At 61.3% G+C, this 25757-nt stretch carries 18 protein-coding genes, 1 tRNA gene and 1 pseudogene; 10 read left to right on the top strand and 10 right to left on the bottom strand.

Annotated features, from left to right (window positions below; all coding sequences use genetic code 11):
* Window positions 1-80 precede the first annotated feature (80 nt).
* Window positions 81-1142 carry a DUF3445 domain-containing protein gene (locus K368_RS0115850; protein WP_027173180.1) on the top strand — a complete coding sequence of 354 codons (1062 nt, stop codon included), beginning with the start codon at window positions 81-83 and terminating at the stop codon, window positions 1140-1142.
* Between the two features lie 153 nt (window positions 1143-1295).
* Here the strand turns inward: K368_RS0115850 and K368_RS0115845 are convergent, their stop codons facing one another.
* Window positions 1296-2165, bottom strand: coding sequence for a LysR family transcriptional regulator (locus tag K368_RS0115845; protein ID WP_036266385.1), 870 nt, complete (start codon window positions 2163-2165; stop codon window positions 1296-1298).
* Window positions 2166-2300: 135 nt separating this feature from the next.
* Between K368_RS0115845 and K368_RS0115840 the strand changes: the two genes are divergently transcribed.
* Window positions 2301-3005: a YoaK family protein gene (locus tag K368_RS0115840; RefSeq protein WP_027173178.1), complete on the top strand. Its 705-nt coding sequence runs from the start codon at window positions 2301-2303 to the stop codon at window positions 3003-3005.
* Window positions 3006-3280: 275 nt separating this feature from the next.
* Here K368_RS0115840 and K368_RS0115835 read toward each other — a convergent pair whose 3' ends face one another.
* From K368_RS0115835 to K368_RS26115, 4 genes are all read right to left on the bottom strand, one after another.
* Window positions 3281-5833 (bottom strand): HWE histidine kinase domain-containing protein, encoded by a 2553-nt coding sequence (locus K368_RS0115835; protein ID WP_245259591.1) that lies wholly within the window; start codon window positions 5831-5833, stop codon window positions 3281-3283.
* Between the two features lie 1017 nt (window positions 5834-6850).
* Window positions 6851-8659, bottom strand: a complete 1809-nt coding sequence (locus K368_RS0115825; RefSeq protein WP_027173176.1) for a calcium-binding protein — start codon at window positions 8657-8659, stop codon at window positions 6851-6853.
* 144 nt (window positions 8660-8803) lie between these two features.
* Window positions 8804-9691, bottom strand: a complete 888-nt coding sequence (locus K368_RS0115820; RefSeq protein WP_027173175.1) for a cation diffusion facilitator family transporter — start codon at window positions 9689-9691, stop codon at window positions 8804-8806.
* A gap of 135 nt (window positions 9692-9826) precedes the next feature.
* On the bottom strand, window positions 9827-10072 hold the full coding sequence (locus K368_RS26115) for a hypothetical protein (RefSeq protein ID WP_197031022.1): 246 nt from the start codon (window positions 10070-10072) through the stop codon (window positions 9827-9829).
* Between the two features lie 272 nt (window positions 10073-10344).
* Here K368_RS26115 and queA point away from each other — a divergent pair, with 272 nt between their 5' ends.
* Window positions 10345-11433, top strand: a complete 1089-nt coding sequence (queA, locus tag K368_RS0115815; RefSeq protein ID WP_027173174.1) for a tRNA preQ1(34) S-adenosylmethionine ribosyltransferase-isomerase QueA — start codon at window positions 10345-10347, stop codon at window positions 11431-11433.
* Window positions 11434-11472: 39 nt separating this feature from the next.
* Here queA and K368_RS0115810 read toward each other — a convergent pair whose 3' ends face one another.
* Complete coding sequence (locus K368_RS0115810) at window positions 11473-12267, bottom strand: DUF4239 domain-containing protein (RefSeq protein WP_027173173.1); 795 nt, start codon at window positions 12265-12267, stop codon at window positions 11473-11475.
* Between the two features lie 284 nt (window positions 12268-12551).
* Here K368_RS0115810 and tgt point away from each other — a divergent pair, with 284 nt between their 5' ends.
* The 4 genes and pseudogenes from tgt (at window position 12552) to K368_RS0115795 (ending at window position 14796) form a co-directional block, all read left to right on the top strand.
* A complete protein-coding gene (tgt, locus tag K368_RS0115805) occupies window positions 12552-13730 on the top strand; it encodes a tRNA guanosine(34) transglycosylase Tgt (protein WP_027173172.1) in 1179 nt (392 codons plus the stop codon).
* 88 nt (window positions 13731-13818) lie between these two features.
* Window positions 13819-13894 (top strand) — tRNA-Lys (locus K368_RS0115800).
* 375 nt (window positions 13895-14269) lie between these two features.
* Window positions 14270-14434, top strand: a pseudogene (locus tag K368_RS27370) (IS3 family transposase); the annotation flags it as partial.
* Window positions 14377-14796 carry a hypothetical protein gene (locus tag K368_RS0115795; protein WP_155935177.1) on the top strand — a complete coding sequence of 140 codons (420 nt, stop codon included), beginning with the start codon at window positions 14377-14379 and terminating at the stop codon, window positions 14794-14796. The pseudogene K368_RS27370 and the gene K368_RS0115795, both read left to right, overlap by 58 nt.
* 548 nt (window positions 14797-15344) lie before the next feature.
* Here K368_RS0115795 and K368_RS26720 read toward each other — a convergent pair.
* The 4 genes from K368_RS26720 to K368_RS27365 form a co-directional block, all read right to left on the bottom strand.
* Complete coding sequence (locus K368_RS26720; protein WP_155935175.1) at window positions 15345-16778, bottom strand: hypothetical protein; 1434 nt, start codon at window positions 16776-16778, stop codon at window positions 15345-15347.
* A 1102-nt stretch (window positions 16779-17880) separates the two neighbouring features.
* Window positions 17881-18348 carry a DNA mismatch endonuclease Vsr gene (vsr, locus tag K368_RS26110; protein ID WP_081739591.1) on the bottom strand — a complete coding sequence of 156 codons (468 nt, stop codon included), beginning with the start codon at window positions 18346-18348 and terminating at the stop codon, window positions 17881-17883.
* A complete protein-coding gene (locus tag K368_RS25625) occupies window positions 18345-19352 on the bottom strand; it encodes a hypothetical protein (protein WP_155935173.1) in 1008 nt (335 codons plus the stop codon). Before K368_RS25625 ends, vsr begins: the two co-directional genes overlap by 4 nt.
* Window positions 19353-19752: 400 nt before the next feature.
* On the bottom strand, window positions 19753-20268 hold the full coding sequence (locus K368_RS27365; protein WP_245259590.1) for a hypothetical protein: 516 nt from the start codon (window positions 20266-20268) through the stop codon (window positions 19753-19755).
* Window positions 20269-21474: 1206 nt separating this feature from the next.
* Between K368_RS27365 and K368_RS0115765 the strand changes: the two genes are divergently transcribed.
* The 3 genes from K368_RS0115765 to K368_RS0115745 all read left to right on the top strand — a co-directional run bounded on the left by K368_RS0115765 (window position 21475) and on the right by K368_RS0115745 (window position 25749).
* Complete coding sequence (locus K368_RS0115765; protein ID WP_155935171.1) at window positions 21475-22101, top strand: hypothetical protein; 627 nt, start codon at window positions 21475-21477, stop codon at window positions 22099-22101.
* Entirely contained in the window at window positions 22102-24285 is a 2184-nt protein-coding gene (locus K368_RS26715; RefSeq protein ID WP_155935169.1) for a hypothetical protein, read from the top strand.
* 885 nt (window positions 24286-25170) lie between these two features.
* Window positions 25171-25749 (top strand): tyrosine-type recombinase/integrase, encoded by a 579-nt coding sequence (locus K368_RS0115745; RefSeq protein WP_245259589.1) that lies wholly within the window; start codon window positions 25171-25173, stop codon window positions 25747-25749.
* The last annotated feature ends 8 nt before the right edge of the window (window positions 25750-25757 follow it).

The following is a 25757-nucleotide window of genomic DNA, read 5'->3' as shown; positions in this document are numbered from 1 at the left end:
GCGCGGCGGCGGGACGTCGCCGAACGCGCCGATCCGGGCCATCGGTCGGGATCGGCACCGCTGGGTAAAAGGAAGCTGAGATGGGTATTCAGTTCAAGACCGACGAAACCTTCCGGGACGACTTCTCCTACCGGAACAGCGACGCGGCGGTGCTCCGCTTTCCGTTCCCGTTCGGCGAAGACACATACATGTACTCGGTGAACATCGAGCCTCATGGGAAAGCGGGCACGTCGCCGGTCTTCGATCACGCGTTCGATGTGGACGAACATTACGTCGCCGAATGCAGGGAGCGCGCGATCGTCCTCGATCACGATCCGAAGCGATGCCAGGTGCTGCCGCACATGATGCCGGCGCAATGGGACACGCTCGAGCTCCTGATGGAGAGCCTGTCCACGGACTACCCCGAGCATTTCGGCCTGACGCGGGACGGCACCGCGTGGCACTGGATCAACCGTCCCCTGGGCCTCGACCAGCGTTTCGTCTTCGGCGACGCGTCCACCCTCCCCTGCGGCCCGTTCGAGTACATCACCCGGCAGGCTCAAGGGGACTTCACCCTGCAGGATCACCGGGACGACAACCTCTACGTCGATGGCGGCATGGTCACCACGCAGGCGGATTGGTCGCTGGAATTCGATATCGGCATGAGCTTCCACGAGTGGCACGGGCCGGTGCCGCTGGCGCACGAGATCGGGGTGTTCGACCGGGCGCTGCAATATCTCCTGCGTCTCCAGTACGGGCATCCCGTCCGCCGGCTGAACTGGACGATGACGATCAACCCGCGCCTCGACACGTCGCCCGAGAACTACCCCGATTGGGGGCCCGACCGCACCACCGTGACGGCGGAGAACATCGCGGGCAAGCTCCACCTGCGCGTGGAGTTGCAGACCCTGTTCCGCCTGCCGCGCTCCAACGCGATCCTGTTCGGGATCCGCTGCTACCTGATCAGCCTGCAGGACATCGAGCGGGTGGAGAAGTGGCGCAAGCGCCTTCACCGCGTCCTGGCGACCCTCCCGCCCGAACTCGTGGAGTACAAGGGCCTGACCCGGTTCCACCACATGGCGGTATCGCGCCTCGCCGCCATGGACGACGGCGCGCCCCTGTCCCTCGGCATCCAGCCGGACCAGGCCCGATTGCCGGCCTGAGGCGGCCCCGCGCGCCGGGCGGCCTTCACGCCGGCGATGCACCCCTGTCGCAGCCGGGTCACCGCATGGGGGCAGGCCACGGGAGACCTCCCCGTGGACAATCGCGCCGCTTGGTTCGAGGGTTGGGGGGACGGTGACTGATCCCCACCCCACTCAGACCTCGGAGACGGCCTGTAGCTCCGCCGAACTTGCCAGGATCGTCTCCTGCAACGCCGTCGCGACGGCGTGCTGGCGGCCCGGGCCGAGCACCACGAACTCGACGTCGCCGATCTGTGGCAACCCGGCCATGGTCGGGATCGGGGCAAGTCCCGGCGGCATGACCCTGGCCGAGTGCGGCGCGATGCCCAAGCCCGCTTCGACGGCGGCGCGCACCCCCATCAGGCTGCCGCTGGTGCAGGCGATCCGCCACGGACGGCCCGCCGCTTCGAGGGCATCGAGGGCCAGGGTGCGCGTCATCGAAGGCGGCGGATACAGGACCAGGGGCAGCGGCAGCGCAGGATCGGGCATGAAGCCCGGTCTGCCCGCCCAGATCAGCGCCTCCGCCCAGGCCAGCTCGCCGCGCGGATCACCGCGCCGGCGCTTGCAGAAGATCACGTCCAGTTCGCCCGCATCGTAGCCCTGATAGAGGGCCCGACTCAGCCCGACCGTCAGCTGCAGATCGACGGAGGGGTGGCGGTCGGCGAAGCGCGCCAGAACCTGGGCCAGGGCCGACAGGGTGTAGTCTTCGGAGACGCCGAGGCGGATCCGGCCGCGCAGGCCGCCCGGTGAGAAGAAGGCGCGAAGCCGGTCGTGCGCCTCCAGCATCTCGCGGGCGAAGCCGATCAGGGCCTGGCCGTCCGGCGTCGGGGCGACCCGATGCGTGTCCCGCATGAGGAGAGATCGGTCCAGCGCCTTTTCCAGCCGCGCGATATGCCCGCTGACCGTGGATTGCCGCACGCCGAGCGCCTGCGCGGCGGCCGTGAAGCTGCCGCTTTCGAGCACGGTCAGGAAGGAGCGGATCTGGTCGACGTTGAGGTTGCTCATCACGGTTCATGATAGCCGATATTCTTACCGCCCTGGAGTTCGGCGGGCTAACCGTCTCTCACGGACCTCCCGCCGCGCCCTTCGGCAATGAGTGCGGCGCAGCGCCATGATCGTCCGCAAACCAGGGATATTCTCGTGAAACCGCAGATCACCGGTGGCGGCGCGTCCGCCGGAACCGCCCTCGCCTTCGTCGCCGGCTTCGTCGATGCGGCGGCCTTCATCGCATTGACCGGCCTGTTCACGGCTCACGTCACCGGAAACTTCGTCCTGATCGGCGCCGAACTGGTCTCCAGTTCGACCGGCGTCCTGGCGAAACTTTTGGCGCTGCCCGTCTTCATGGGGGCTGTGGCGGGGGCCCGCATCCTCGGGCTGCTCCTGGAGCGACGGGATGCCGATCCATTGCCCTGGCTGCTCGCCGTCGAGGCGGCCCTCCTCGCGGGCTTCGGCCTGTGCGGGGCAGTGTTGTCGCCCCTCGATGCGCCGGACGGCGCCCCGGCCCTGGCCGTCGGCATGCTCGCCGTTGCGGCCATGGGCGTGCAGAACGCGATCGGCCGTCTCTCCCTCGGTCATCTCGCCCCGACCACGGTGATGACCGTGAGTGTGAGCCAGGCCGTCATCGACGCGACGGATCTCGCCCTGAGAACGGCCGGGAACCCCGCGCAGACGCGCGCGCGGTTGCTGCGCGTCCTGCCGGCCATCGTGGCCTTCGCGGCGGGCGCCTTGTGCGGAGCCTTCGGGATCGCCCATCTGGCTTTCGGCTGCATCGCGCTGCCGGTCGTCGTGCTCGTCGTCCTGACCGCCCTGGTGATCGCGCCGGCCCATGCGAACACCGCGACGTGAGACGGTGAGGCCGGTCCGAACGTCCCCATCCCGCCGCTACGCCAGCGATCTCTCAAATCGATGGACGGCCCGAATGTGTCCATGGCCGGACGTCGGCTTCTGGGCGATGAGACAACCTCCGCTTCCGACCCTTCTCGGACTCCGAGAAGGTCCGCTTCCAGGTAGTCTGATTAACGAGGATCAACGATTGGAACGGGTGGAGTTCCGATTGTCCGCTTCGGAATGGAGCGGTATCCAAGCGGACTGCGGTGTCACCCGGGGCGTTTGTCGGCGCGTCAGGGCGAGAACGCCGAACGCAGCGCCTCGATGTCGAAGGGCTTCTTCACGACCGGAACCGCGCCCAAGGCCGGCGGGATGATGAAGCCCTCGCCGTAGCCGGTGGCGAAGACGAACGGCACGTTCAGCGCCCGCAGCCGCTCCGCAACGGGCAGGCTTGTCTCGGTGCCAAGGTTGACGTCCAGCACCGCGAAGTCCGGGGGCCTCGCCGATATGATGCGAAACGCCTCCTTGACCGACGACGCCATCTCGACCGCCTCCGCTCCGAGTCGCAGCAGCATCTCCTCGCCTTCTAGGGCGATGATGATGTTGTCCTCGACTAAGAGCACCATACCGGACAGAGCACACGACGGTGCGGGGCAGTCGTCCGCCGGGGCGACGGAACGAGCCTCCATTTTTGGGGCCGGGCTGACGAAGCGCAGCGGGACGGTGAAGCGGGCCTGGACGCCAGTGAGTTCGTATCGGATCTCAGCCTCGCCCTTCAGTTCGTAGGGAATAGAGCGCTCGATGATCGTGGTCCCGAAGCCGCGACGCGTCGGCGCTTTGACAGCCGGTCCCCCCATCTCGCTCCAATCGACGAGGAGGTGGGCATCATCGACGGTTAGATCGACCGTGATCGTGCCACGGCTGTCGGCGAGCGCGCCGTACTTGGCCGAGTTCGTCATCATCTCGTGGACGACGAGCGCCATCGTCGAGAAGGCCTGGGGTTCGAGCAGCACGTCGCCGCCATCGATGCGCACCCGGTCCGCCTTCACGCCGAGATAGGCACCGGCCTCCAGGCGAATGAGGTCGTGCAGCGAGCCTGGTCCCCAACTCGTCGCGGTGATCTGGTCGTGCGCTCTGGCCAGGGCCTGGATGCGACCGCCGACCACGTTGGTGAAGTCCTCGACCGTGGCGAACTCGGACCGGCTTTGGGTCATCAGGGCGCGGATCAGGTTGAGGATGTTGCGCACCCGGTGGTTCAGCTCGGCGATCAGGAGTTCCTGGTGCTCGTGCGCGCCCTTCCGCTCCTTGTCCGCGGTATCGGACAGGCGCAGCATCATCTCCAGCAGGGTGACCCGCAGGGACTCGGCGATGCGAAGGTCCGCGTCGCTCCACGGGGTTGATTGCCCACGGACGATCTCGCGCCAAGCCGCGAAGCTTGTCCTCGGGTTCAGCCGCAGGCCGCCGGGAGCCGCCGTGACTGCCTTGTGCGGATTGCCGGCCCAGGTGACGGTGCGTGCGACCTCGCGTCGGAAGAAGATCAGGTAATCCCGCGGGGTGCGCGAGATCGGGATGACGAGGAGGCCGGCCGCGCTGTCGGCGAAGTCCTTGGCCGGCTCATGCAGGAGCCCAAACTCATTCGACGCGAAGGGACGGCTCGACGCAATCCGGTTGAGGTACCGGACGACGCCCACCATCTCCTCCTGCGTCGGGGCAATCCCCTTAAGGGTGAGCTGCCCTTCCACCGACAACCCGATGCCGTCGCAGGGGACGATGGCCCGGAGTTCGTCAAGCAGGCCCTTGAGGCCGTCGAAGCCCGTGCGGTCGGGGGAGAGCAGGCTCATCAGCCGATTGTGCATGACCCGCGCATGGGCCTCGTAGGCGACCTCGACCTCGCGCTCCCGGCCCTCCATGATCCAGGAGAACATCTGCCCGAACAGCTCGATGCCGCTCCGCCGTTCAAAGGAGAGGTGGTTCGGCACGCGATGATGGCAGGCGAACAGGCCCCAGAGCTTACCGCCGCGCAGGATCGAGACCGACAACGAGGCGGCCACGCCCATGTTGCGGAGGTATTCGAGGTGGATGGGCGAGACCGAGCGCAGCACGCTCATCGTTAGGTCGAGCGGCCGTCCCTCGGGGCTGAGCTGCGGGACGATGGCGGACGGCTTGGCGTCGACGTCGGCGATGAGGCGAAGCCAGTTCCGCTCGTAAAGCGCCCGGGCCTGCCGGGGGATGTCGGAGGCCGGGTAGCGCAGGCCGAGATAGGGTTCGAGGCCGGCACGTGCGGCCTCGGCGACGACCTCACCCGCGCCGTCGGGATCGAAACGATAGACCATCACCCGCTCGAAGCCGGTCAGCGCCCGCATCTGACGGACCGCTTCCCGGCACAGGGCGTCGAACCCGACCGTCTGCTGGAGGCGGCCAACGAGGGTGCGCACGAGATCGATCGCGTCGCCCCGCCCCGCCACGCTCGGCTCAGCCTCGATGACGATGCTCTCGTCGCTGATGTGCAGGGCGACGTCGAAGCCGGCACCATCCTTCAGGAGTCTGAGGCCGAAGATCCGTTCGACCTGACCGACGCCCCGGATGGATTGCAGCTTGCCGCGGATCGCATGGACCGCCTCGATCTCGAAGACCTCGACAAATGGCAGGCCGAGTAGGGCCTCCGCCGGTTGCCCCAGCCAGTCCGCAATGTTGTCGGAGACCCGGACGACGATCCAGTCAGGTGAGACCACGAGGAGGAAGCCGAACGGCTGAACCGACCCGAGGATATGGATCGGCTCCCGGTCACAGGATGTGAGGTCGGGCGTTGCCACGCCTGGGGCCGTGTTGGCATCGGACGGCTTCACGGCATTGCCTCCGTCCGCATATCAGAACGCCCTGCGCGACACTCTGGGTCGGGGTGTCAAGCAGCGTTGATACGGCTGGAAGAAGCTATGGATACACCGCAAGCTTGGCTTGGACCTTCCCAAATAATTTAGCAACGCCCCCGGATCAAATCGGCAAAAATACTTCCAGTTAGTGGATAGCTATTCGGCGTAAGTTTTCTGGATGTGACGGCGTCTCAATCCAACCCGCGGGCGGATGCCCTAATGCCATGCCCTACCCCACGATGCCATTCTGCACCGCAATCCGGCGTCCGCTTCCAGAAACGGCAGCAGCTTCGCGATACGGCGAGGTCGGGTCGGAGGCGAAACGTCCGCTTCAGGTTGAGAGGTCAGGGTCCGCTCCCCACCCTTCTCGGACGTTCCGGGGTAGGTACCAAGTATCAGATTTCGGACGCGGGTTAGTGGCTCTGCTAGGGTTGCTGCATGCGTAGGTCTATTGAACCTAGCAATGATCGTGGCGTTATTACATAGTCTCGATCTTAACTTGCAAGATCGGGCCTCCGAGCTCTGCCGAAGTCGAGAGGCTCGACGTGGAATTGCAGCCGTCGAGCGACACCATCCAACCTGAAAAGCGCAGTCGTCTCGTAGTTCAGGTCAAACCGGCCCCCGCACCGGAGCCTGCGCCATGGCGCTGAAGCGCCGGCATCTATCGAGGACTTATACCAGGCCTCACTGACCCTGACACATAGGTCAGGGTCAGTGAGGTCCGGCGGACGACCGCCGCCGCGCCGTCGTGCGGGCAGACCTCGATGAGTCGGGCTCATCGAGGTCTGGTATTATGCCAGACCGTATCGAGTCTCGTGCCGATGCCCGGCGCACCGGCGAGGCCGACCCTGCTCGAACGCCCGACCACGCCCGGTCGACCCTGCCGACCGGCGGAGCCGCAGGCTCGCACCGGACGCAGAGACCGTCGGGCCGGGGGCCACGTCCGGTTCCGAGGGGGGGAAGGTCTCTCGAACCCCGCCCCCGATTCCCGTGTCAGACCACCAGCACGTCCGAGGCGGTGAGCGCCGGCTTGCCCAGGAGCGTTGCGAGCAGGATCGCATCGTGGGCGCTGCCGGAGCCGTCCGCGTCGTAGAAGAGATGGCCCCTCTCCGCATCGTAGACGATGCGGTGGTCTGCCGTGGTCGCGGCGCCGAGGGCGAAGGCCTCGTCCGGCAGCCGGCCGGCGGTCAGGGCCGTGAAGACGCCTGCATCGAGGGCGAGTGTGTCCTCGCCATGGCTGAAATCGACGATCCGGTCCTTCGTGCCGGGCGCGGCGAGGACATCGAACACGAAGGTGTCGGCCCCGGCATCGCCGCGCAGGACATCCGTCCCCGCGCCGCCGGTCAGGATGTCGTCGCCGTCGCCGCCGAACAGGCGGTCGTCGCCCGCGCCGCCGAGGAACCGGTTGGACCCGGCATCGCCCCGCAGGGAATCGGCGAAGGCCGAGCCTGTCACGGTCTCGAAGCCGGAGACGCCGCCGGTGCCGGTGGCCCGGCCGCTCTCGATCAGCACGCGCGCCGACGCGCCGAACTCCGAATAATCGAGGGTGTCGGTGCCGTCGCCGCCCAGGCTCAGGCCACGGATGGCCGACCCCGTCTCGATGCCGAGCGTGTTGTCGCCGGAGCCGAACTGGATCGCGGTGCCGCCCCCGCCGAGGATGCGGCCCGCATTGACGATCACGTCGTCCAGCGCACTGACGATCCTGATGGCGATGCCCGATCCGCCCTGGATGAGCCCCGCATTGTCGATGCTGGTCACGAAGGGCGCGTCCCCCTGCGACGAGTCGTCGATCAGGATTCCGAGGCCGGCGCCGTAGATCCGCGCGCCGGCGAGGTTGACGATGTCGCCGCCGCCCGCCGCGATGCCCTCCGCGGTGTTGGGCAGGCCGTCCGACCCCGTGCCGCCGGCGCCGAGGCCGCGGATGGTGCCGTGATTCTCGATTGTTGCCCGGAAATCGATGTCGATCCCGTCGCCGTCGCCGTCCTTGATGCCGTCCGGGCCGCCGCCGTCCTCGGAGCCGGGCGTCGCGCCGTTGACGTCGGAGCCCGCCGCATCGGCGAAGGAGCCCGTGATCACGCCGTGGTTGATCACGGTCGCCGTGCCGTCGGAGCCGATTCCGGAGCCGTTGCCGCCGAGGATGCGGGCGCCGGCCTCGTTCGTCACCGTGACCAGGCTGTCCTCGCCCATGGTGATGCCGTGGCGGTCGCCGAGGATGGCGCCGCCGGCCGCGTTGCGGATCGTCCCGCCCGCCCCGTCCTCGAACTGGATCCCGTCGGCGCCCTGGACGTAGCCGGAGGCGGAACCGCCCCGGATGGTACCGCTGTTCACGAGATCGAGGGTCGCGCCGATTCGCACGCCGTCGGCTGCCAGCGCCAGCAGCGATCCGGCATTGTCGATCTCGGCGAGGAACGCGCCCGAGGTCGCGGCGAGGTCGAGGGCCTGGCCTTCGGCGGAGACGATGGTCGAGCCGATCTCCGTGGTGATGGTGAGCGTTCCGGCGGCGACGGTGCCGGCCTGGATCTGCACGGCGTCGTCCACGGCGCGGATGTCACCGCCATTGTCGATGGTCGCGGTGAGAGTGGGGCCGATGGCGGTCTCGAAGCGGATCGCCCGGCCGCCGGACGCGGTGTTCTCGATCAGGCCGTCATTGCGGATCTCGGCGCCGTCCGGGGCGGCCGTGAAGCGCACGGACTGGCTTCTTTCGGAGACCGAGAGGGCTCCGTCCACCTGCAGGATGTCGCCGCCCGCCAGGTCGAGGCGAGCGGTCTGCGTCGTGCCGGTCGCGACGGAATAGGCGGTCATGCGGTCTCATCCTCGCCCGGACGCGTCCGGTTGGGGGCGGACGTCCAAATCATCGGGCGTGGCGGACATTAGGGGGGTCGGATGACGCTCGAACGACGGTGCGCGTGGCGGTGGATTCTCCCGGATTCCGGAGGGCGCTCGACCCTACACCACCGGCACGCCGCGCCCCTTGGCATGCTCGGCCGGCTCCACGTGGATGACCACGACGGCCCCCTCGACGGCGCTCTCGATGGCGCTCTCCAGGCGGTCGCAGATGTCGTGGGAGTCCTTCACGGTCATCTCGCCGGGCACCACGAGGTGGAAGTCGATGAAGGTCGCCTGCCCGGCATGGCGCGTGCGCACGTCATGCGCCTCCAGCGCGCCCTCCCCGTGATCCGAGATCAAAGTGCGGATCTGGTTCACCATTTCGGCGGGAGCCGCCTTGTCGAGGAGGCCGCTCACGGAATCGCGCACCATGGTCCAGCCCGACCACAGGATGTTCAGGGCGACGAGCCCGGCGATGAGCGGGTCGAGGATCAGGGTCCCGGTGACGGCCACAAGGGCGACGCCGATCAGGACCCCGCCCGAGGTGACCACGTCCGCCATCACATGACGCGCATCGGCGACCAGGGCGGGCGACCGCCACGCCCTGCCGCGACTCAGAAGCGCCACGGCCCAGACGCCGTTGACGGCCGTGGCGAGACCGTTCACGGCGAGCCCCAGCATCGGCGCGTCCAGTGGCTTCGGGTCGAGGAGGCCGTAATACGATTCGCGGAGAATGAGGATCGCGGCCACGATGATGAGGGCGCCCTCGATCACCGCCGAAAAGTACTCGGCCTTGTGATGGCCGTAGGGGTGGTCGTCGTCGGCCGGTGCCGCGGCCACCCGGAGGGCGACGAAGGCGAAGGCCGCCGCCGCCACGTTGATGATGCTCTCCAGCGCGTCGGAATAGAGCGCGAGACTGCCGGTGAGCCAATAGGCTGCGAATTTGAGCGCCATCACGAAAGCGCCGATTCCGGCGCTCGCGAGAGCGGCTTTCTGGGTGCGGTCCATTTCCGGTGCCGATCCGTGACGGGCCCGCCGGGTGAAGGAGCAGGGCGTGGTGCTAGGCGGCCCCGCCCATACGATCATCCCCGCCGAGAAGGCCACGGCAAAGGTTGAACCCACTGGTGAAGGGTTTAGTCGCGGCTATGTCTGGGGCTCGCCCTCCTGTGGTCCGGGCACTGCGCCCGCCCGACGCTCCGCTTCACGCGCGGCGCTGCGTGCCCCCTGGGCTCGTGCCCGCTCGGCCTTGCGCACATAGGTCCGGGCCATCCACCCCCAACGGGCATTGGCCGCCATCATGTCGAGACGCCGGGCTTCGCGCTCCCAATAGGACACCAACTGCGAATCCAACGTGACCCGGCGGCGCTGAACCTTGATGTTTTCAGTCATTATACGAACCGCATGTGAGCAAGATTGTTTGGATACCACGCCGCTTTGCTTCGGAGCGGTCAAGGTTGTTTTCAACGCAGATCTGTAACAATGCGATGCATGTGAAGGTTGTAGGCACGCGAAGAATCGCGAGCCATGCAAGCCGTGCATTGTCGGCCTTTATCCGTCGCGTCGCTTCCACCTGCACCACGACGTCCCCCCGAACCGGCATCGAACTGGAAGGCCGTCATTGGCCATTGATCCCGGGCCAGGAACCGTGCTGTTGGCGCGCGATGCGCGTCGACCTCTTCGATTTCGATCTGCCCGAAGCGAGCATCGCTCTCAGGCCGCCCCAGCCCCGAGATGCCGGGCGACTGCTGGTGGTCAGGCCCGGCGAGGCGCTGGAGGATCGCGCCGTGCGCGATCTCGCCGACCTGCTGAGACCGGGCGATGCCCTCGTCTTCAATGACACCCGCGTGATCGCGGCCCGTCTCCGCGGCGTCCGCCATCGCCACGGCTCGCCGGGCCTGCGCATGGAGGCGATGCTCCACCTGCGCGAAGCGCCCGAATGCTGGCGCGCCTTCGCCCGGCCGGGCAAGCGCCTCGCCGTTGGCGACAGGGTCCGTTTCGCACGGGATGGCGACAGCGAAGCCTGCGCTCTCGGCGTCCTCGACGCCACCATCGCGGAAAAGGGGGCGGGAGGCGAGATCGTGCTGCGCTTCGACCTCTCCGGTCCCGCCCTCGACGAGGCCATCGCGCTCGCCGGCGAACTGCCGCTGCCGCCCTACATCGCGGGCAAGCGCAGCACCGACGCACGGGACGTGGTGGATTACCAAACGGTCTACGCCCGCGAGGCGGGAGCCGTGGCCGCCCCCACCGCGGGCCTGCACTTTTCCGACGACCTCCTCGCCCGGATCGACGCCGCCGGGATCGCACGACACAGCGTGACCCTGCATGTGGGCGCGGGTACCTTCCTCCCCGTCAAGGCCGACGATACCGACGACCACCGGATGCATGCTGAGATCGGCTACCTCGATCAGGCGACGGCCGAGGCGCTCAATGCCGTGCGCGCGGCAGGCGGCCGCATCGTCGCGGTCGGGACCACGGCCTTGCGCCTGCTCGAGAGCGCTGCGGACGGAGACGGCCGGCTCCATGCCTTCGCCGGCCCCACCGACATCTTTATCACGCCGGGCACCCGGATCCGCGCGGTGGATGCGCTGATGACCAACTTCCACCTGCCGCGCTCGACCCTGTTCATGCTGGTCTCGGCGTTCTCGGGCCTGGAGACGATGCGGGCGGCCTACGCGCACGCCGTCGAGGGCGGCTATCGGTTCTACTCGTATGGGGATTCGAGCTTGCTGTTTCCCGCGCCATCCAAGTGAACCTCCCTGGCGGAGACCCGGCCACCTCCGAATGGAGGATCATTCCAGATGGGTCGTCATCATGCTTTTGGCGCGCTCGAAGGCCGCGGGACCGAGGGCGAAGGGGCCGTCGAAGGGCCGCTCGTGGAGCGCGATGACCGACAGCGTTCCGACCATCGCCGTGGAGAAGATGACGAGCGTGATGACCTGAGCGCGCGGCTTGTCCACATGGACGATGCCGATGGAGATCAGCGTCAGGGTGCATAGGAACAGCAACGTCATCCACTTCGAATCGTCGCTTTCGCTGGCGCTTAGGGCCAGCCGCTCACCGCGAGCCTCCCGCAGGTTCATGATCGTGGTCATCAGGGCGGTATGAGCGACGATACCGGATGCGCTGGTCTGAATCGGGTCGGCCACCATCTTCATGAGCTTGCTGAGGGCTGCGCCCGCCTCGCTGGAATAGGGCGTCTTGGTTCCCATCTTCGGGAACTCGTCGGAGATCACCGCATCCGCATAGGCGAGCAGCGCCTTCTGAATGTCCGACATGTCCGAGACCGTGGCCTCGCTGAGATCGTAGGCGGCGATCAGGTTGGCCCGCTCCGTCTGAACGATGCGAGACGCCTTGCCCTGCCGCTCCCAGGCATCGTTCGCCACGAAGCCGGTCAACAGGGCGAGCAGAATGCCGATCGAGCTGAAGAACGAAGCGACGATGCCGCCGACATTGTTGAGCAGATGGGTCCGAGTGTAGGGGACGTTCGTCAGGACGACCAGGACGATCGAGACTGTCGCAAACAGAGAGGCGAGGATGACGATCATCAGCCATATCGGCTGATCGAGCCAGAGTCCCAGGAGCATCGATAAACCTCGCGATCATATGGTGAGCCGGCCGCGCGGAAGAGTCCTCGTCTGGAGGAGCCCTTGCTTTAAGGAATCCTAGTCTGAATGTCCGGGTGGTTGGCGGATTTCCGATACATCTTGTGTGCGCTATGGACCAGTAGCCCGGATCGACGACGACCGCCCCGGCATGGGTCGACCTGTCTGGCGCCGACAGTTCCGTTTGCGAGCGCACGTCCTCCCGTATCGGCTTTTGCCGAGAACCGGCATCCACTTTTTCGGCCGATGCTCTAAACACCATGCCCATGTCCGAGACCCCCTCCCTCCGCAGTAACGCTTCCGAGCATTTCACCTTCCGCGTCGACGCCACCGATGGGCAGGCCCGCACCGGGGCGATCTCGATGCCGCGCGGGACGATCCGCACGCCGGCCTTCATGCCGGTGGGGACCGCGGCCACCGTCAAGGCGATGTATCCGGGCCAGGTTTGGGATCTCGGCGCCGACGTGGTGCTCGGCAACACCTACCATCTGATGCTGCGTCCCGGCCCCGAGCGCATGGAGCGCCTCGGCGGCCTCCACCAGTTCATGAACTGGCCGCACCCGATCCTCACCGATTCCGGCGGTTTCCAGGTGATGTCTCTCTCCGCCCTGAGGAAACTCGACGAGCAGGGCGTCACCTTTCGCTCGCATGTGGACGGCTCCGCCCACCACATGAGCCCGGAGCGCAGCATCGAAATCCAGGGGCTCCTCGGCTCGGACATCCAGATGCAACTCGATGAATGCGTGCGGCTCCCCGCCGAGCGGCCGGCCATCGAGAGCGCCATGCGGCTGTCCCTGCGCTGGGCGGAGCGCTGCCGGCTCCAGTTCGGCGAGCAGCCGGGCAAGGCGATGTTCGGCATCGTCCAGGGCGGCGACTTGCCGGACCTGCGGGTCGAGAGCGCCAGGGGCCTCGTCGATCTCGATCTCAAGGGCTACGCCATAGGCGGCCTCGCTGTGGGCGAGCCGCAGGCGGTGATGCTGGCGATGATCGAGACGGTGGAGCCGCATCTGCCCAGGGACAAGCCGCGCTACCTCATGGGAGTCGGCACGCCCGACGACCTGATGCGGTCGGTGGCGCGCGGCATCGACATGTTCGACTGCGTGATGCCGACACGCGCCGGCCGCCACGGCCTCGCCTATACCCGCTTTGGACGCATCAACCTGCGCAATGCCCGGTTCGCCGAGGATACCCGCCCCCTCGACGAGACCTCTACCTGCCCGGCGGCGCGCGACTACTCCCGCGCCTACCTCCACCATCTCGTCCGCACCGAGGAGATCCTGGGCATGATGCTGCTGACTTGGAACAATTTGTCCTACTACCAAGACCTGATGGCCGGACTGCGGGGGGCGATCGCCGCGGGCCGCCTCGCGGATTTCTCCGGCGCGACCCGCGAGGCCTGGGCGCGCGCTGAGGCCGAACGCGCCAGCGTTAATCTGGCCGGTTGACCCCTTCGGCCCAACCCCCTATTGCGAGCCACGCTTCTCACGACAGCAGGCCGGACCATCCCGTCGGGCCCGGCGCGTCAGAGCAAGCGAGCGCGTAGCTCAGCTGGTAGAGCAACGGACTTTTAATCTGTAGGTCCTGGGTTCGAGTCCCAGCGCGCTCACCAACAATTGTAGCGCGACACATAATTTGGAACTGCCGCCACTTAAGTGGAACACGGTGGACAATGTGTCGCAGCGGAAAATGCCAGACTTTCCATCTGCGCTTGCCGCCTCTGGCGGAGCGCAGAGCCACCGGAGCGAAGAGATCTGACTAGACCGCGGGGACTCCGCAGCGAACACGAGATCCCCGTTCACTCATTCCGCAATGTCTCGCTGCTATCAGCCGACATGTAAATTTACGCTCTCGTTAATGCCGCGTTCATTGCCTCAACAATAATTTTATGGAGCGACCTTTTGGGTCTGCGGCTGGAGGCAGATCCGAGACGCGAGTTCGTCAATGACGCCGTGCGGGGGGCGGACACTCGCACGAGCACGTCGGCGAGCCGTAACGGTTGCCGGCCCGAGTTAAGTGGGACGCCGCACTCATGGCCGAGATCCGGCGCGTTCACCCGGCCAACTTTGGTTTCTTAGGATTTCGCGAGGTCTGATGTCAGCTCTCCCGCGAGGGGATCGCGGTGGCGCGCTGCACGGTACCACGGCTGACCTGAGCAATGGGCTTGGCCAACGCTGCATCCGTAGCCAGATCGCTCAGGGCGGCATCATTAATCCGATGGTCCTCGACGACGTGCACCACTACGACTGGGTTCTGAACCGATGGATCGGAGTCAAATCCGCGGGGAGTGGCAAGGCCACGCGGCAATTCATATTCCGGTGCGATCCGCGCGATATCATTCAGAGCTATTTTTTCGAGCTCGACTTCGGTCGCTGTTTTCCGATTCCCTACCGGAACGTAACGCGGCCGACCGTCTCACTATGGGAAGTGCGTACGGCCAAGGCAGGACTCACCAAGAGTGAAAATCGGCGGATCGGCGAAAAGTCGTTATTCAACGGCATCGCACGACAGTAAAAATTTTTCAGGATGGACGGCATATGACAAAATCGGCTCAGCGCGAGCATCACCTGGCAACATGACTGCTGCCGCCCTCGACGGACATACCGCCAGTGGTTGAGACAGTTGCACGACAGCGTAAGGGCCGGTGGCCGTCAGTGGAAGACTTTTTCGCCAAGCTGGCTCAAGTGTTTGGCATTTGCGCGAATACAATCGGAAGGTAACTGCGTTAATCCCCGGCGGCATCCCGCACGGAATCAGATTGGATCGATCACAACAACGATCGACGCAATTTTTTTCATGACGTATTACTATCTATACAATGCCGATGAGAAACGTCGTCATCGAACAAATTTTTCCATGTGTCGAACCTATGCACCAACGGAGGTAGCGTTCAGGACGGAACTCCTATCAGCCCAATCGCTTATCACGTCATAAAGTCTGGCGTCACGACTATTTGGCGAACCGCTATCTTATCGGGGCGTCAGATGATCATGTCGCTGAGCGATTTCGAGAGCAGAATGTCGATTTTATTTCGTCTCATTTCGGTGATGCGCATCTCTAGCTTACATCTGTATAATGCGACGCTTCTTTCTTGGATAACGCGATTTCGGCGGAGACATTGTCCTATACGATGTGTCGTGACCATCTTCATCGAGCCCTTTATCGTCGCTAACTATTAAATTCTCCACGGCAAGCACAATTCCTTTCTTTCCTTCAATCATTGATTTTAAATATGGGATTAATAAATCGGTCTGCAACGTATTTGTGCCTATCCAACCGCGGCCAACCATATCGATGAAATGCGTAGGAGTAAAATAACGACGACCGAAAGTCTCTTTATAGATAACTTTACCCCCTCGCTTTCCCTTTACAGTTGGCGTTTCGGTAAATCGCTTCCAATAGCTTAAAGGGATATAAATACCAGGAACATGACCGTTTTCGTCATATGTCAAAAGCTTTTTGCAAAATTTGAAAAAGAAGGGATCGAAACTGAAGCGATACCCATCGCACGTCTCGTCGGTGGCAACTCCGTTAATCGTCGCAAGAGCGGCGTCCATGCGGGCGATTTCTTCACCTAATTGGGCGTCTGGCCGATAGCCACCCTCTCCATCGAGCCCTTTAAACATCTTGTACTGTACGAAAGTTACAGATTTCAAGGTTTCGTTTACATATATTAGATCTGTTCCCAGCTGATGTTCCAGTGGTAATTTGTTTGCTAGGATAATCGTGAGTTTGGTATCGCCGTTCTTGAAAGATTTCGCAGGGTATAGCTGGCTCTTGAATTGTTTCCATTCCTCTCCCGCGTCATCAAGATCTTTGAGGACAAGAATATCTTCGACCGTAACAAAATCAGAGTCGCTATCAAAGATCGATGTTAAGTCAGCTGCTGCGTCTTCAGAGATCTGGGGTCTGATCCTTAGCCTCTCTCTTGGAATTCGAGCAATTTCCAGGGCTGTCAAACTTGCATCGCGTTGATAAGCATAGTTTATCTTAGCGCGTGTTGACGTTGGATCAGGTGGTTGCCGCCTACGATCGGTCAAACCATCGGCTGCAGCGAACGCTTTGGCATCGACACGACGCAATGCGTCCAGAACCAATTTGAAAGCGCCCGCTGAAATATGGCCACCGTCTAGCGCCTTCCTTGCGCGCCAGGATTGCGGTCCGCTGAGTTTGGCTTTGATTGCTAGTATCCGAACGGGTTTAGAGAAGGCTATTATATTCCAAATGTCGAGTTTGTGACGTCCAGACTCCGATTCATGGAAGACGACACTGCGCGCGACGTGCGTAAAATAATTCCTTTTGCAACTAATGAAGCACATCATTCCGCGCCGGCGAAGAGCCGTCGGTATTTCTGAAATACTTTGGCTGCTAAACATTTTACGGGAAAGAACCTCCTCCAACTCTTCTAGTCGTTCGGAACTGATTGCGAGCACGTACCCTTGCTCAGGTATCCAAGGGTTTCGGATTTCATGAGGTTGGTTCTCTGATGACGACAAGCGTGGATCCTTTTTGAGTTTTTACGTCCATCATCCACTCCATAAATACGTTCTAGAGTAGGGAAGAGATGGACAGCTTCGATCTAATTCGGCATTTTATCTATCCATCAACCTGTAAATTCCCAATGAATTTATTTGGAAAAGGCAAGCTAAGATCGTACTTTCGATCTTAGCTTGCCCACCCAGGTCCATGACAGCCTCTGCATACCTCGCTGAAACGTTGATCGCGACTTCCGGGGCTTTGTCGCCGCCTATGAGCGCCTATTATCGTTGGCCAAGACCTCCGGAGTCTGTCCGAATGCGAACTGCTGATCCCGTTGCCCACGGTCGGAGACGGGACCCGTCGGCCAGGTGGTGAAACTGCTCCAACGCGCTGCAAAGGTCGCATTCCGTACTGGTAACGAGCAGATCGACGTCAACATGATCCTGTTGGTCGCCAATCTGCCGCGCGAAAAATAGCGCCGCGCTTGGATCCGTAGGGCCGTGGTACGCTGGCCCCCCGCGCTTCGTCCTGCATGATGACGAATCGTTAAATCCCCATCCCAAGCGACACGGGATGCAGCCCCGCTTCAGACTGACCGTGTTCGCGGCTCTTTAGTGGCCGGAGCTGGCGATCTGAAACCGCGATCTAGATCGTGGCGAGGACACGCGGTGTCTCGCGCGGATCGCCGAGACCGCCGGCCTCGACCTGGATCTGGTCGTGGGGGCTACCGTGACAGAACCACATCACCAATTTGGCTTGGCCGGGGGTACGACGCCGCTGATCCTGGTGGTGGGGATCTTTCATCGGAAGCGAACGGGATTAGGGTTCAGATCTGTCCGCGGGGTTCTGAATGCGCGCCGATTTGGCCCTTGAATGCCTGACAGGCCTGCAATCGGATCGTGATTGATCGTGTCGCGCCGGCGGTGCCGGACGCCGTGGTACGGCTCCGGACGCAACTGCTAGCGCAGTTCCTCTGCCGGTCAGAGGCAACGCTCGGGCCGTGGATCAACTATGCGATAATTGCCGGCCTGCGAAGTCTCATCACCATCGCTGGGCATCCGGATACCGCCGATCCAAATCAATCAGACGATACTCTTGAAAAATCAAATTATATCGAATTTATGGGATGCTGGATACTTCGAAATTTGGCTCGTACGCATTTACGTCTTTGGCCTCACCGAAGTTCAGAAAATTCCTGATCCTGTCAATCATAAGCGTCACGTCTTTAGTTTCGCACTCCCAGATTTGCATGACACGCCATCCCCAATTCTTCAGATCTGCGGATGCACAGTCATCTCGTATTTTATTCCGATCCCTCTTCTTATTCCAATATTCCAAATTCGACTTTGGAACCCGCCTGCCTTTCTTGCAATCGTGAGCGTGCCAAAAGCACCCATGCACGAATATGACGGCTTTACGCTTGGGAAATACGAGGTCCGGCTTTCCGGGCAGGCTCTCGTCGTGAAGCTTGAATCGGTAGCCGAGCCCATGGGCCGTCCGCCGAACTAACATTTCCGGCCGCGTGTCCTTCGATCTGATGCGGCGCATGTTCTCGCTGCGCCGCTCTTGGGACAAATGGTCAGTCATGCTGCCTTGGCGGATTCCAGAAGCGATTGAATCTCTTCAATGCTCAAGCATGGTTTCCTGCTATGGATAATCATATGACAGGAGGCACACACCATAGCCAATTGGTGAACAGTTGTGATGCTGTCGGGCTGAAGTTCTTCAATAGGAGTCGTGTGGTGAGCATGAATACAACGCTCTCCCTCGGGACCATAAACCGCAATCGGATCGAGGCTGCAGGCAACGCATTTAAGCCTGCCTCCGGCTTTGCTTTTGTAGTACTGCTTAGCTTTCAAAGTTAGCTCTCGATCCCGCTCTTTGTACGAGTGCATCCGAGTGAGAAGCCTGCCTTCTTTGCCGGCAAGGATATCTTCGAACTCAGACGGCGGAAGCGCCTCGAACTTTTCAACTTCGACGGTGGATCCGGCGTTTGTCTTACCGAAGATATCGGCCTGCAGCGCGATAACGATATCGGCAGATGTCCTGATGCTAACATCATTGACGCCAGCCCGGACGCATCGCTCGTGCTCCTCAACGGCGTCGGCAAGATCTGGATGCCGTGCGCGGATGCTCGCAACGGATTTGAAATCCTCCGCGACGGCACGTAGTCGATCATTGAGGTTAAGCCGAACGTCGGAATGTAAAATGGACATGTAGAGGGGAGCAAGAATCACCGTCTCCTCATCCTCCTCGATAATATCAAATTCCATAGCGTCCATTACGAACGCTTTATTCTCCAGGGGAAACTCTACACTATGTGCCAGATCCTGACGGGCGAATTCGGGAAAGCGGGCAACCGCGAGAACAAGCTGGGGGAGATGGAACTTCTTCCTGTTGTTCGGCTCGTGCTTGCGAAGGCGGGGCTTGCCCTGCGCTTCCTCTTTTCGCCCAACAACTTCGGCGTCAATGGTAAGGCCCAGCGCCTCGAAATAGACTCTCACATCGCGGTCAGTCAGGCTGTCGCCGGGAACATACTCAAATTCTCCGCGACCGCCCGATGGTCGCCACCGTACCGAACAGGTTGGCATTTACCAGAAACCTCTCATTTGATTCGCGTAGGTATCTTACCAACCGTTTTCCGCATTGCGATGCCCCTCGAAGGATTGACGAACCAATCTCGGACCGCATACGGTCCAGGCTTCTTGTTCACCTTTTGGCCGCACATCGGAGCCGCCCCACTTGCACGCTGTGGCTTCATTCTTCTCGGGCATCGGCGGGCTGGACCTTGGTTTGGAACTTGCCGGCTTCGACGTGCGGTTCCAATGCGAGGCGAAGCCGTTCTGCAGAGAGCTTCTCAGGCAGCATTGGCCTGGCATCCCGCTAGACGAGGACATTCGTACCCTCGATGACACAAAAATCCCTGAAGCTGACGTTTGGGCAGCAGGATTCCCCTGTCAGGACCTCTCGCTTGCGCGCATGGGGCCGAGATCAGGGCTTCGAGGGGTCCAATCTGGACTCTTTCACGACTTCATGCGCCTCGTTGGAGCACGTACTCCACGAGCAATTATCCTCGAAAACGTGCACGGCCTTCTCTCTAGTCACGGAGGACGTGACTTCACCGTCGTACTCCAGGCGCTGGATGAACTCGGGTACGGCGTGGCGTGGCGTGTGCTTAACAGTAAAGACTTCGGAATCCCCCAGCAGCGTCGTCGCGTCTACATTGTTGCCATGCATCGAGACCCAAGAGGTCCCGGAGAAGTACTTTTTGAGCCACAATGCGGCGGTTGGAATTCTTCGAAGGGTAGACCGGATGGGGAGGAACCTACCTCCCTCTTTCAGAAAATCCTTGGAGATCCTAGCAAAGGTCCCCTCGTAAAATCTATCGCACACTGCATTTACGCTGAAAGCGCGCGGCATACAGGGACGGATTGGAGCCGCAACTACGTCTGGTACCCGGACGGTCGCGTCCGTCGATTTACGGCGAACGAGGTCGAGCGAGTTCAAGGCTTTCCTGCCGATTGGACGCTTCCAGCAAACAGAAGCATGGCAGACTCCGAGCGGATCGATAGCTTGCGATACCATGCGGTGGGCAATTCTGTTTCACCTCCAGTGGCTGAATGGGTCGGGCGTCGATTAATAGCCGTACTTGAACGACAGGATCGCGAGTTGCTCGAAAAGAGTGTAGCCGCGTTTGACAGTCGCTTTGGCCGATCAACACCAGTTGCAGCTTGACGTTCGTCGACAGTCAACCTTGGCCATTTGAGTGGACTGTTGGTCGGGGCGGGGTGCCGAAGCCGGCGTGCTAGTTAGGTTGGTGGTGTCCCCGCCAAAAGACACCACCACCATGTCCACTTAGCCGACCGGCTTCCGGGCTCATCCTCGCGTTGCTGTTCGTTCACCGTTCCTGGCGGCACGCGTAGGTGCTGCTGGTCGGTGCGATCCTCACCCCCGCACGGTGGCCAGTGTGCTGCGGATCATGGGCCGAGCGCACGTGCGTCGGTTGGGGAACGTCCGCCGCATCCTCAACCGCGCCCCACGCGGCTCCGCAGTACACGGGCTCAATGACACGATCGAGCGGCGCTCGGGGCGGCGCATTCGGGCGAGCGGCATCTGCCGCGATCCGGTGTGGTCCTCAGACGGCCACTTCGTCAAGGCCAGCGGTCTGCGCCGGATGAGCATGATGCTGCTTAAGCCGATCCCATGGCGGGTGGGTCTGAGCGCTGCCGTTCCTGACCGCGCTGGTGCCATCCGAGCGCGCCTGCCGCGAGCAGAGTCGTCGACAGAAGCCCCTGGTCGACGTCTGCCGCTAACTCGCTCTTCAGCGCGCCGCTAGGTGTCGGAGCGCGACGACGTGCTGGTAGGCGAAGGCGGCTTCTCGGCCCGCAGGTTCCTCGACGCGGTGCGCCGCAGCCTATTACCCCGCCTGCGGCTGGACGCGGCCCTTTACGATCGTGCCCCGTCGCGGCCCCCGGCACAATCGGACGCCCATGCACGAAAGGCGCGCGCCAGCCCACAAGTCCGATTTGCCTCCGAGACCCGCGGTGGCAACTGGCGAAAAAGCGGCCACGCCGTAAAAGCGTCTCGTTGAGACTAGACGGGGGGTGATTTCTCCCGCACGCCTTAGCCTCCAGCAGGAGACGATGGAATGTGGTTAAGCCAGCGTTCGCATCACCCTATCAGATGGTGCACAACTAGGGTTGGAGGCTGAAAATGGTCTCTGTCCGTAGAGCCATCGTTTTTCTCGACTGGGATACCGCACGTCGCGTTGCTCCGGCACGCCGCATGCAAACACCCGATCTTAAACGTGCTGCACGGGAAATTGAGCAGGTTTTCTCTGTGCTTCAGGAGATCGTAGCGCGTCACCTAACTGCCTTGGACGCCAAATCTCTCTTCCGGGTGCGTTGGCGACTCTACCATGGTTGGTACAGCGGGAAGACACGGACCTTCGACTATCGAGCCGTCTCTGAGTACCTTGGAGGAGCAAGTACGAACGCTATAAAGAACGTTTCCTTCGGCATTGACGTAGAAATTGCGACGTCGATGCTCATCGGAGGCAAACGAATGCCGTTGTACGACAGCCTGAGGTATCGAGAGGACCCAGAAGGCAGCAAGTTCATTGAGCAGAAAATGGTCGACACAAGCCTTGTCTGCGACCTTCTTCAATCGGCACGAAGTGCACGCGACGACATACACATTATTTATGGTAACGACGACGACCTCCTTCCTGGGATATTTGTGGCAGAGGCTTGGGGCACCAGCATTCATATGTACCGTCCTGATCACGGAAGCAGCTATCTGGATACGAGTCGGATCGTCTCTAAATTGGAGATTTCTTAGATGATTTCGCCTGAATCACTCGAGCGCGACCTTCGTCCGTTTGCAGATCCCGCGACGGACGTTGAGGTTCTAGCGAACGAACAAATCATCCGCGTGTTACTGACCCGTGATGGAGAAGGCAACACGATTACCTATAATACCGAGTCCGGCCGCGTACGACTACAGATTTTGCAAGCCGGAGATCCAATCGTCAGCGAATTTCCTAATATGAGGTCGCTGCTAGCCTCAAAAAATTTCTCAAATATCCAAGTCATCGCCGATAATCAACGGCGAATGCTAAACTCACAAATTGTCGGGGTATTTATCGAGCCGGAAGGATTTATCGATGGCGATCGCTTAACAATCAGCAAGTTTCGGCAAGCGGCAAGCCTGCGAGAGAGTGACGCAAACGGGAAACCTATACAATTACTGCTTTTAGACGGTTCGGCCGGGGTCGGAAAAACAAGCTTAATATCTCATCTTGTTTTGTCGCGAGCTGATAAGTACGGCAGGGATAGCAATGACCCACCGGTTTTGCATGTTGCAAACCGAGGGCGACGACTTGCCAGCCTAGATGAGCTAATTGCACTCTCCATTCAGCTCGTGCGCGGTAAATTCTCCTATGATCAAGTGCCTGCGTTGGTTCGCCATGGCGTCTTACAAATTGCTATTGACGGGTTCGACGAGCTTGTCGACGCGGATGGCTATGCAGACACATGGTCAGTGCTACGCGATTTCCTAATCGAGGTGGATGCTGGTGGTCCAATAATTCTAGCTGGGCGCGACACCTTCTTTGATTTGACCAAATTTTCCGAACGACTGCATGACCTTAGCGGAAAGGTAGGGCTTAAGCACGCTAGCTTAGCGCCTATTTCGCCGGCTACTGCTAAAAATTGGCTTACGCAAGTTGGCTGGTCCGCGGACGATTTAAATTCGAGCGAGGCGTCCGAGCTTCTCAAGCCCGGTTCATACGCTTTAAGACCGTATTTCCTGAGCACAGTCGCGCCTCTGGGTGGAATCAATTCTGTCTTGGGAGAACTCGTAAGCCCGCGTGACTTCCTTGTAAGAAGCTTTCTGCAACGAGAAGCGAAGCTTATCACCCAACGTATTAACATGGATGAGTCTACCGCAGCTGATCTTCTTTGGGAATTGTTTGAGCTCATAGCGCTCGAAATGGCCGAAGCGGAGACAGAGTCTGTTGACTTGCTATTCTTACAGCTGGCTGTCGACGTTACATTCGAACGCGCTTTGAAAGACCCCGCAGATCTGGCAAAGCTTCGGCATAAAGCTGGCTCTTTTGCCTTGATGGATGTCGATGCGCGACAAGGATTTCGTCGGTTTCCCCATACTGAGATATCGAACCATTTTTTAGCAAGAGCGCTAAGTAAAGAGATCTTAATTGGGAAAGTACCTCGCTTCCTTCGCCGAGGTTATTTTGGAACTGATCTTCTGCTGATATTTGGAGAGCAGATGTTGGACCTCCCTGAGAAGGAACTTCAGAAGCTCCAATCGAGATTATTGAGTTTGATGCGCAATGATGTCGGAGCAGAGCGGCTCAGCGAAAACGCAGCCAGTATCCTTTTGACCTCGCTCGCAGTCAGTTCATCAGAGTTGACAATTGAGCAAATCAAGGCTGGCGATGCGGTCCTCTTCGGGACTCCAAGCAGTAATCGCTTGATTGAAGTGGATATAAATCGATTTGATTGCCGAGACACAGATTTGTCAGAGCTAAAGTTCGAGAGGTGCTCCGCATCGGTTTTAGTCGTCAACGAACAGACAGTATTCGGGACTACCGTCCCCGCGGCCAGTAGTTTGATGGTTGATGAATCAGGGAAAGCAACAGTTCTGTATGATCCCGATTGCATTGGGGACTGGATTACGAAACATCGGGTCGTCTCAGACGGATCCACATTGGAAAACGAGGCAACAAAGCTTCTGGAAAGAATTACCCGCGTATTCCTGCGGCAGTTCTATATCAAGATTGATCCATTAGACCCTGCAGGACGATATCTTTCGACGGATCTTTGGCCTGGTATTGAAGAGAAGCTTGCCGCATCTGGTAGATTGCGCCGAACTGATAGAAAGGATGCTTCGGGGAAACGTGGAGAGTTCATCCACATCATCAATCCTGCCGGCTTACTGGAGCGGACATCACAGGAAGATCGTGAGATTTGGAGTGAGGTTGCAGGATTGGCAACGAGATAAGCATTGATCGACATGGTCGTACAACTTGCGGCCTTCTTGGGCGGGAGGCAGTCAGCTTGGCATACGAAACCGCACAGGGAGGCCAGACGAGACTATAGCGGGGTCTTACCTGGAGCGGTTAAGCACCAGCGGGCCGAAACGATCAATGATTTGCGACGGAAGAATCTCGCTGGCCGAGGAAGAGCTAAAGGAATGAACCATCACCGGTTTGGGGGATGCTCACTGGACAACGCAACAGGACCGCTGGACGGCCTGTCTACGATTTGATGAGCACGATTGCATCGCCAAAGTCTGCGTCGAGGATGATGCCCCCGACCTGATAATTGTAGCCGATCTGCCTTCCGACGACGAAGCCAGTCTGCTCACGCGACTTCCGAAAGCCGTCGAGGACGCCTGGGTTGAGCGCGACGAAGCCCCGGCCTTCGGTGTATGATCGCCGCGTCTTTTCTTGATGGCGATACTCAGCGAATCGCCTGTACAATTTACTAATTAGCTCGGCCGTATCCGATGGATCAACGGACGATGCGTCCTTTATAGTGCCGGTGAGCAGTGAGGCCTATCGTCGGGGTTGTAACTGTGAGGCTTTCTAGCGAAGCGGTCGAGAGTCGCGAAAGATCGGTGGGCGGGAATTATTGTGTTGCGAATCGCTCAATAAGCAGCGATTCGTGAAACAGAATTTCTGATTGTGTATAAGACGCTGATTTACATACGGTATCAGACTTGATCATTGGACGGGCGCTGCCTACCTGCCGGAATGTTGCTGGCCCGGCCGGAGGCGAAAATCGCCTTGGGCAGGGCATGCAACACAATCAGAAACAGCGTTTCAGCACGCCAGCGGCTCCGGCCCTCTGGCCGGCTCCAGGATTCGTCGTGATGGTTCGAGCGATGCCGACCGCACCTCCCTCGCTCTACACCGGCGGAGGACGACGGAAATACCTCACGGCGCAGGAGCGAGAGCGCTTCGTCGCTTCGGCCGCCTCCAGCGTCCCCGAGATCGAGACGCTCTGCCTGATGCTGGTCTGGACAGGATGCCGGATCTCCGAGGCGTTGACCCTGACCATGGCCGATCTCGACGTCGAGGGTGGCATGGTCTCGGTGCATTGCCTGAAGAAGCGCCGTCCCGGGATCGTACGCGAGGTTCCGGTGCCCCTCGCGTTCCTGGCCCACGTCCGACAGGTCCACAGCGACGGACTGCTAGAGGACCGGCTCTGGCCGATCGCACGCTGCACAGCCTGGCGGCAGGTGAAGGACGTGATGATCGCCGCACGGGTAGGCGCGACTGCCGCGTCGCCCAAGGGCCTGCGCCACGGCTTCGGCGTCCACGCCCTGCGTTCTGGCGTGCCCCTCAATCTCCTGCAGCGCTGGCTCGGCCACGCGGACATCGCGACGACCGCGATCTATGCCGATGCGATGGGCCCCGAGGAACGCGCGATCGCAGCCCGGATGTGGTCCCCCACCATCTGAATGGATCG

This window comes from Methylobacterium sp. 10, from assembly GCF_000519085.1.
GTDB lineage: Bacteria > Pseudomonadota > Alphaproteobacteria > Rhizobiales > Beijerinckiaceae > Methylobacterium.
Note: the sequence above shows the minus strand (reverse complement) of the source record. Positions and strands in the feature narration are given on the sequence as shown.

Bases quoted from the DNA above. Each gene is read 5' to 3' on its own strand.
- K368_RS0115795 (WP_155935177.1), top strand. From the start codon at position 14,377: ATGTCAGCTCTCCCGCGAGGGGATCGCGGTGGCGCGCTGCACGGTACC.
- K368_RS0115765 (WP_155935171.1), top strand. From the start codon at position 21,475: ATGGTCTCTGTCCGTAGAGCCATCGTTTTTCTCGACTGGGATACCGCA.
- K368_RS0115845 (WP_036266385.1), bottom strand. From the start codon at position 2,165: ATGAGCAACCTCAACGTCGACCAGATCCGCTCCTTCCTGACCGTGCTC.
- K368_RS0115825 (WP_027173176.1), bottom strand. From the start codon at position 8,659: ATGACCGCCTATTCCGTCGCGACCGGCACGACGCAGACCGCTCGCCTC.
- vsr (WP_081739591.1), bottom strand. From the start codon at position 18,348: ATGACTGACCATTTGTCCCAAGAGCGGCGCAGCGAGAACATGCGCCGC.
- K368_RS26115 (WP_197031022.1), bottom strand. From the start codon at position 10,072: ATGACTGAAAACATCAAGGTTCAGCGCCGCCGGGTCACGTTGGATTCG.
- K368_RS0115810 (WP_027173173.1), bottom strand. From the start codon at position 12,267: ATGCTCCTGGGACTCTGGCTCGATCAGCCGATATGGCTGATGATCGTC.
- queA (WP_027173174.1), top strand. From the start codon at position 10,345: ATGCGCGTCGACCTCTTCGATTTCGATCTGCCCGAAGCGAGCATCGCT.
- tgt (WP_027173172.1), top strand. From the start codon at position 12,552: ATGTCCGAGACCCCCTCCCTCCGCAGTAACGCTTCCGAGCATTTCACC.
- K368_RS25625 (WP_155935173.1), bottom strand. From the start codon at position 19,352: ATGCCAACCTGTTCGGTACGGTGGCGACCATCGGGCGGTCGCGGAGAA.
- K368_RS26715 (WP_155935169.1), top strand. From the start codon at position 22,102: ATGATTTCGCCTGAATCACTCGAGCGCGACCTTCGTCCGTTTGCAGAT.
- K368_RS0115850 (WP_027173180.1), top strand. From the start codon at position 81: ATGGGTATTCAGTTCAAGACCGACGAAACCTTCCGGGACGACTTCTCC.
- K368_RS0115745 (WP_245259589.1), top strand. From the start codon at position 25,171: ATGCCGACCGCACCTCCCTCGCTCTACACCGGCGGAGGACGACGGAAA.
- K368_RS0115820 (WP_027173175.1), bottom strand. From the start codon at position 9,691: ATGGACCGCACCCAGAAAGCCGCTCTCGCGAGCGCCGGAATCGGCGCT.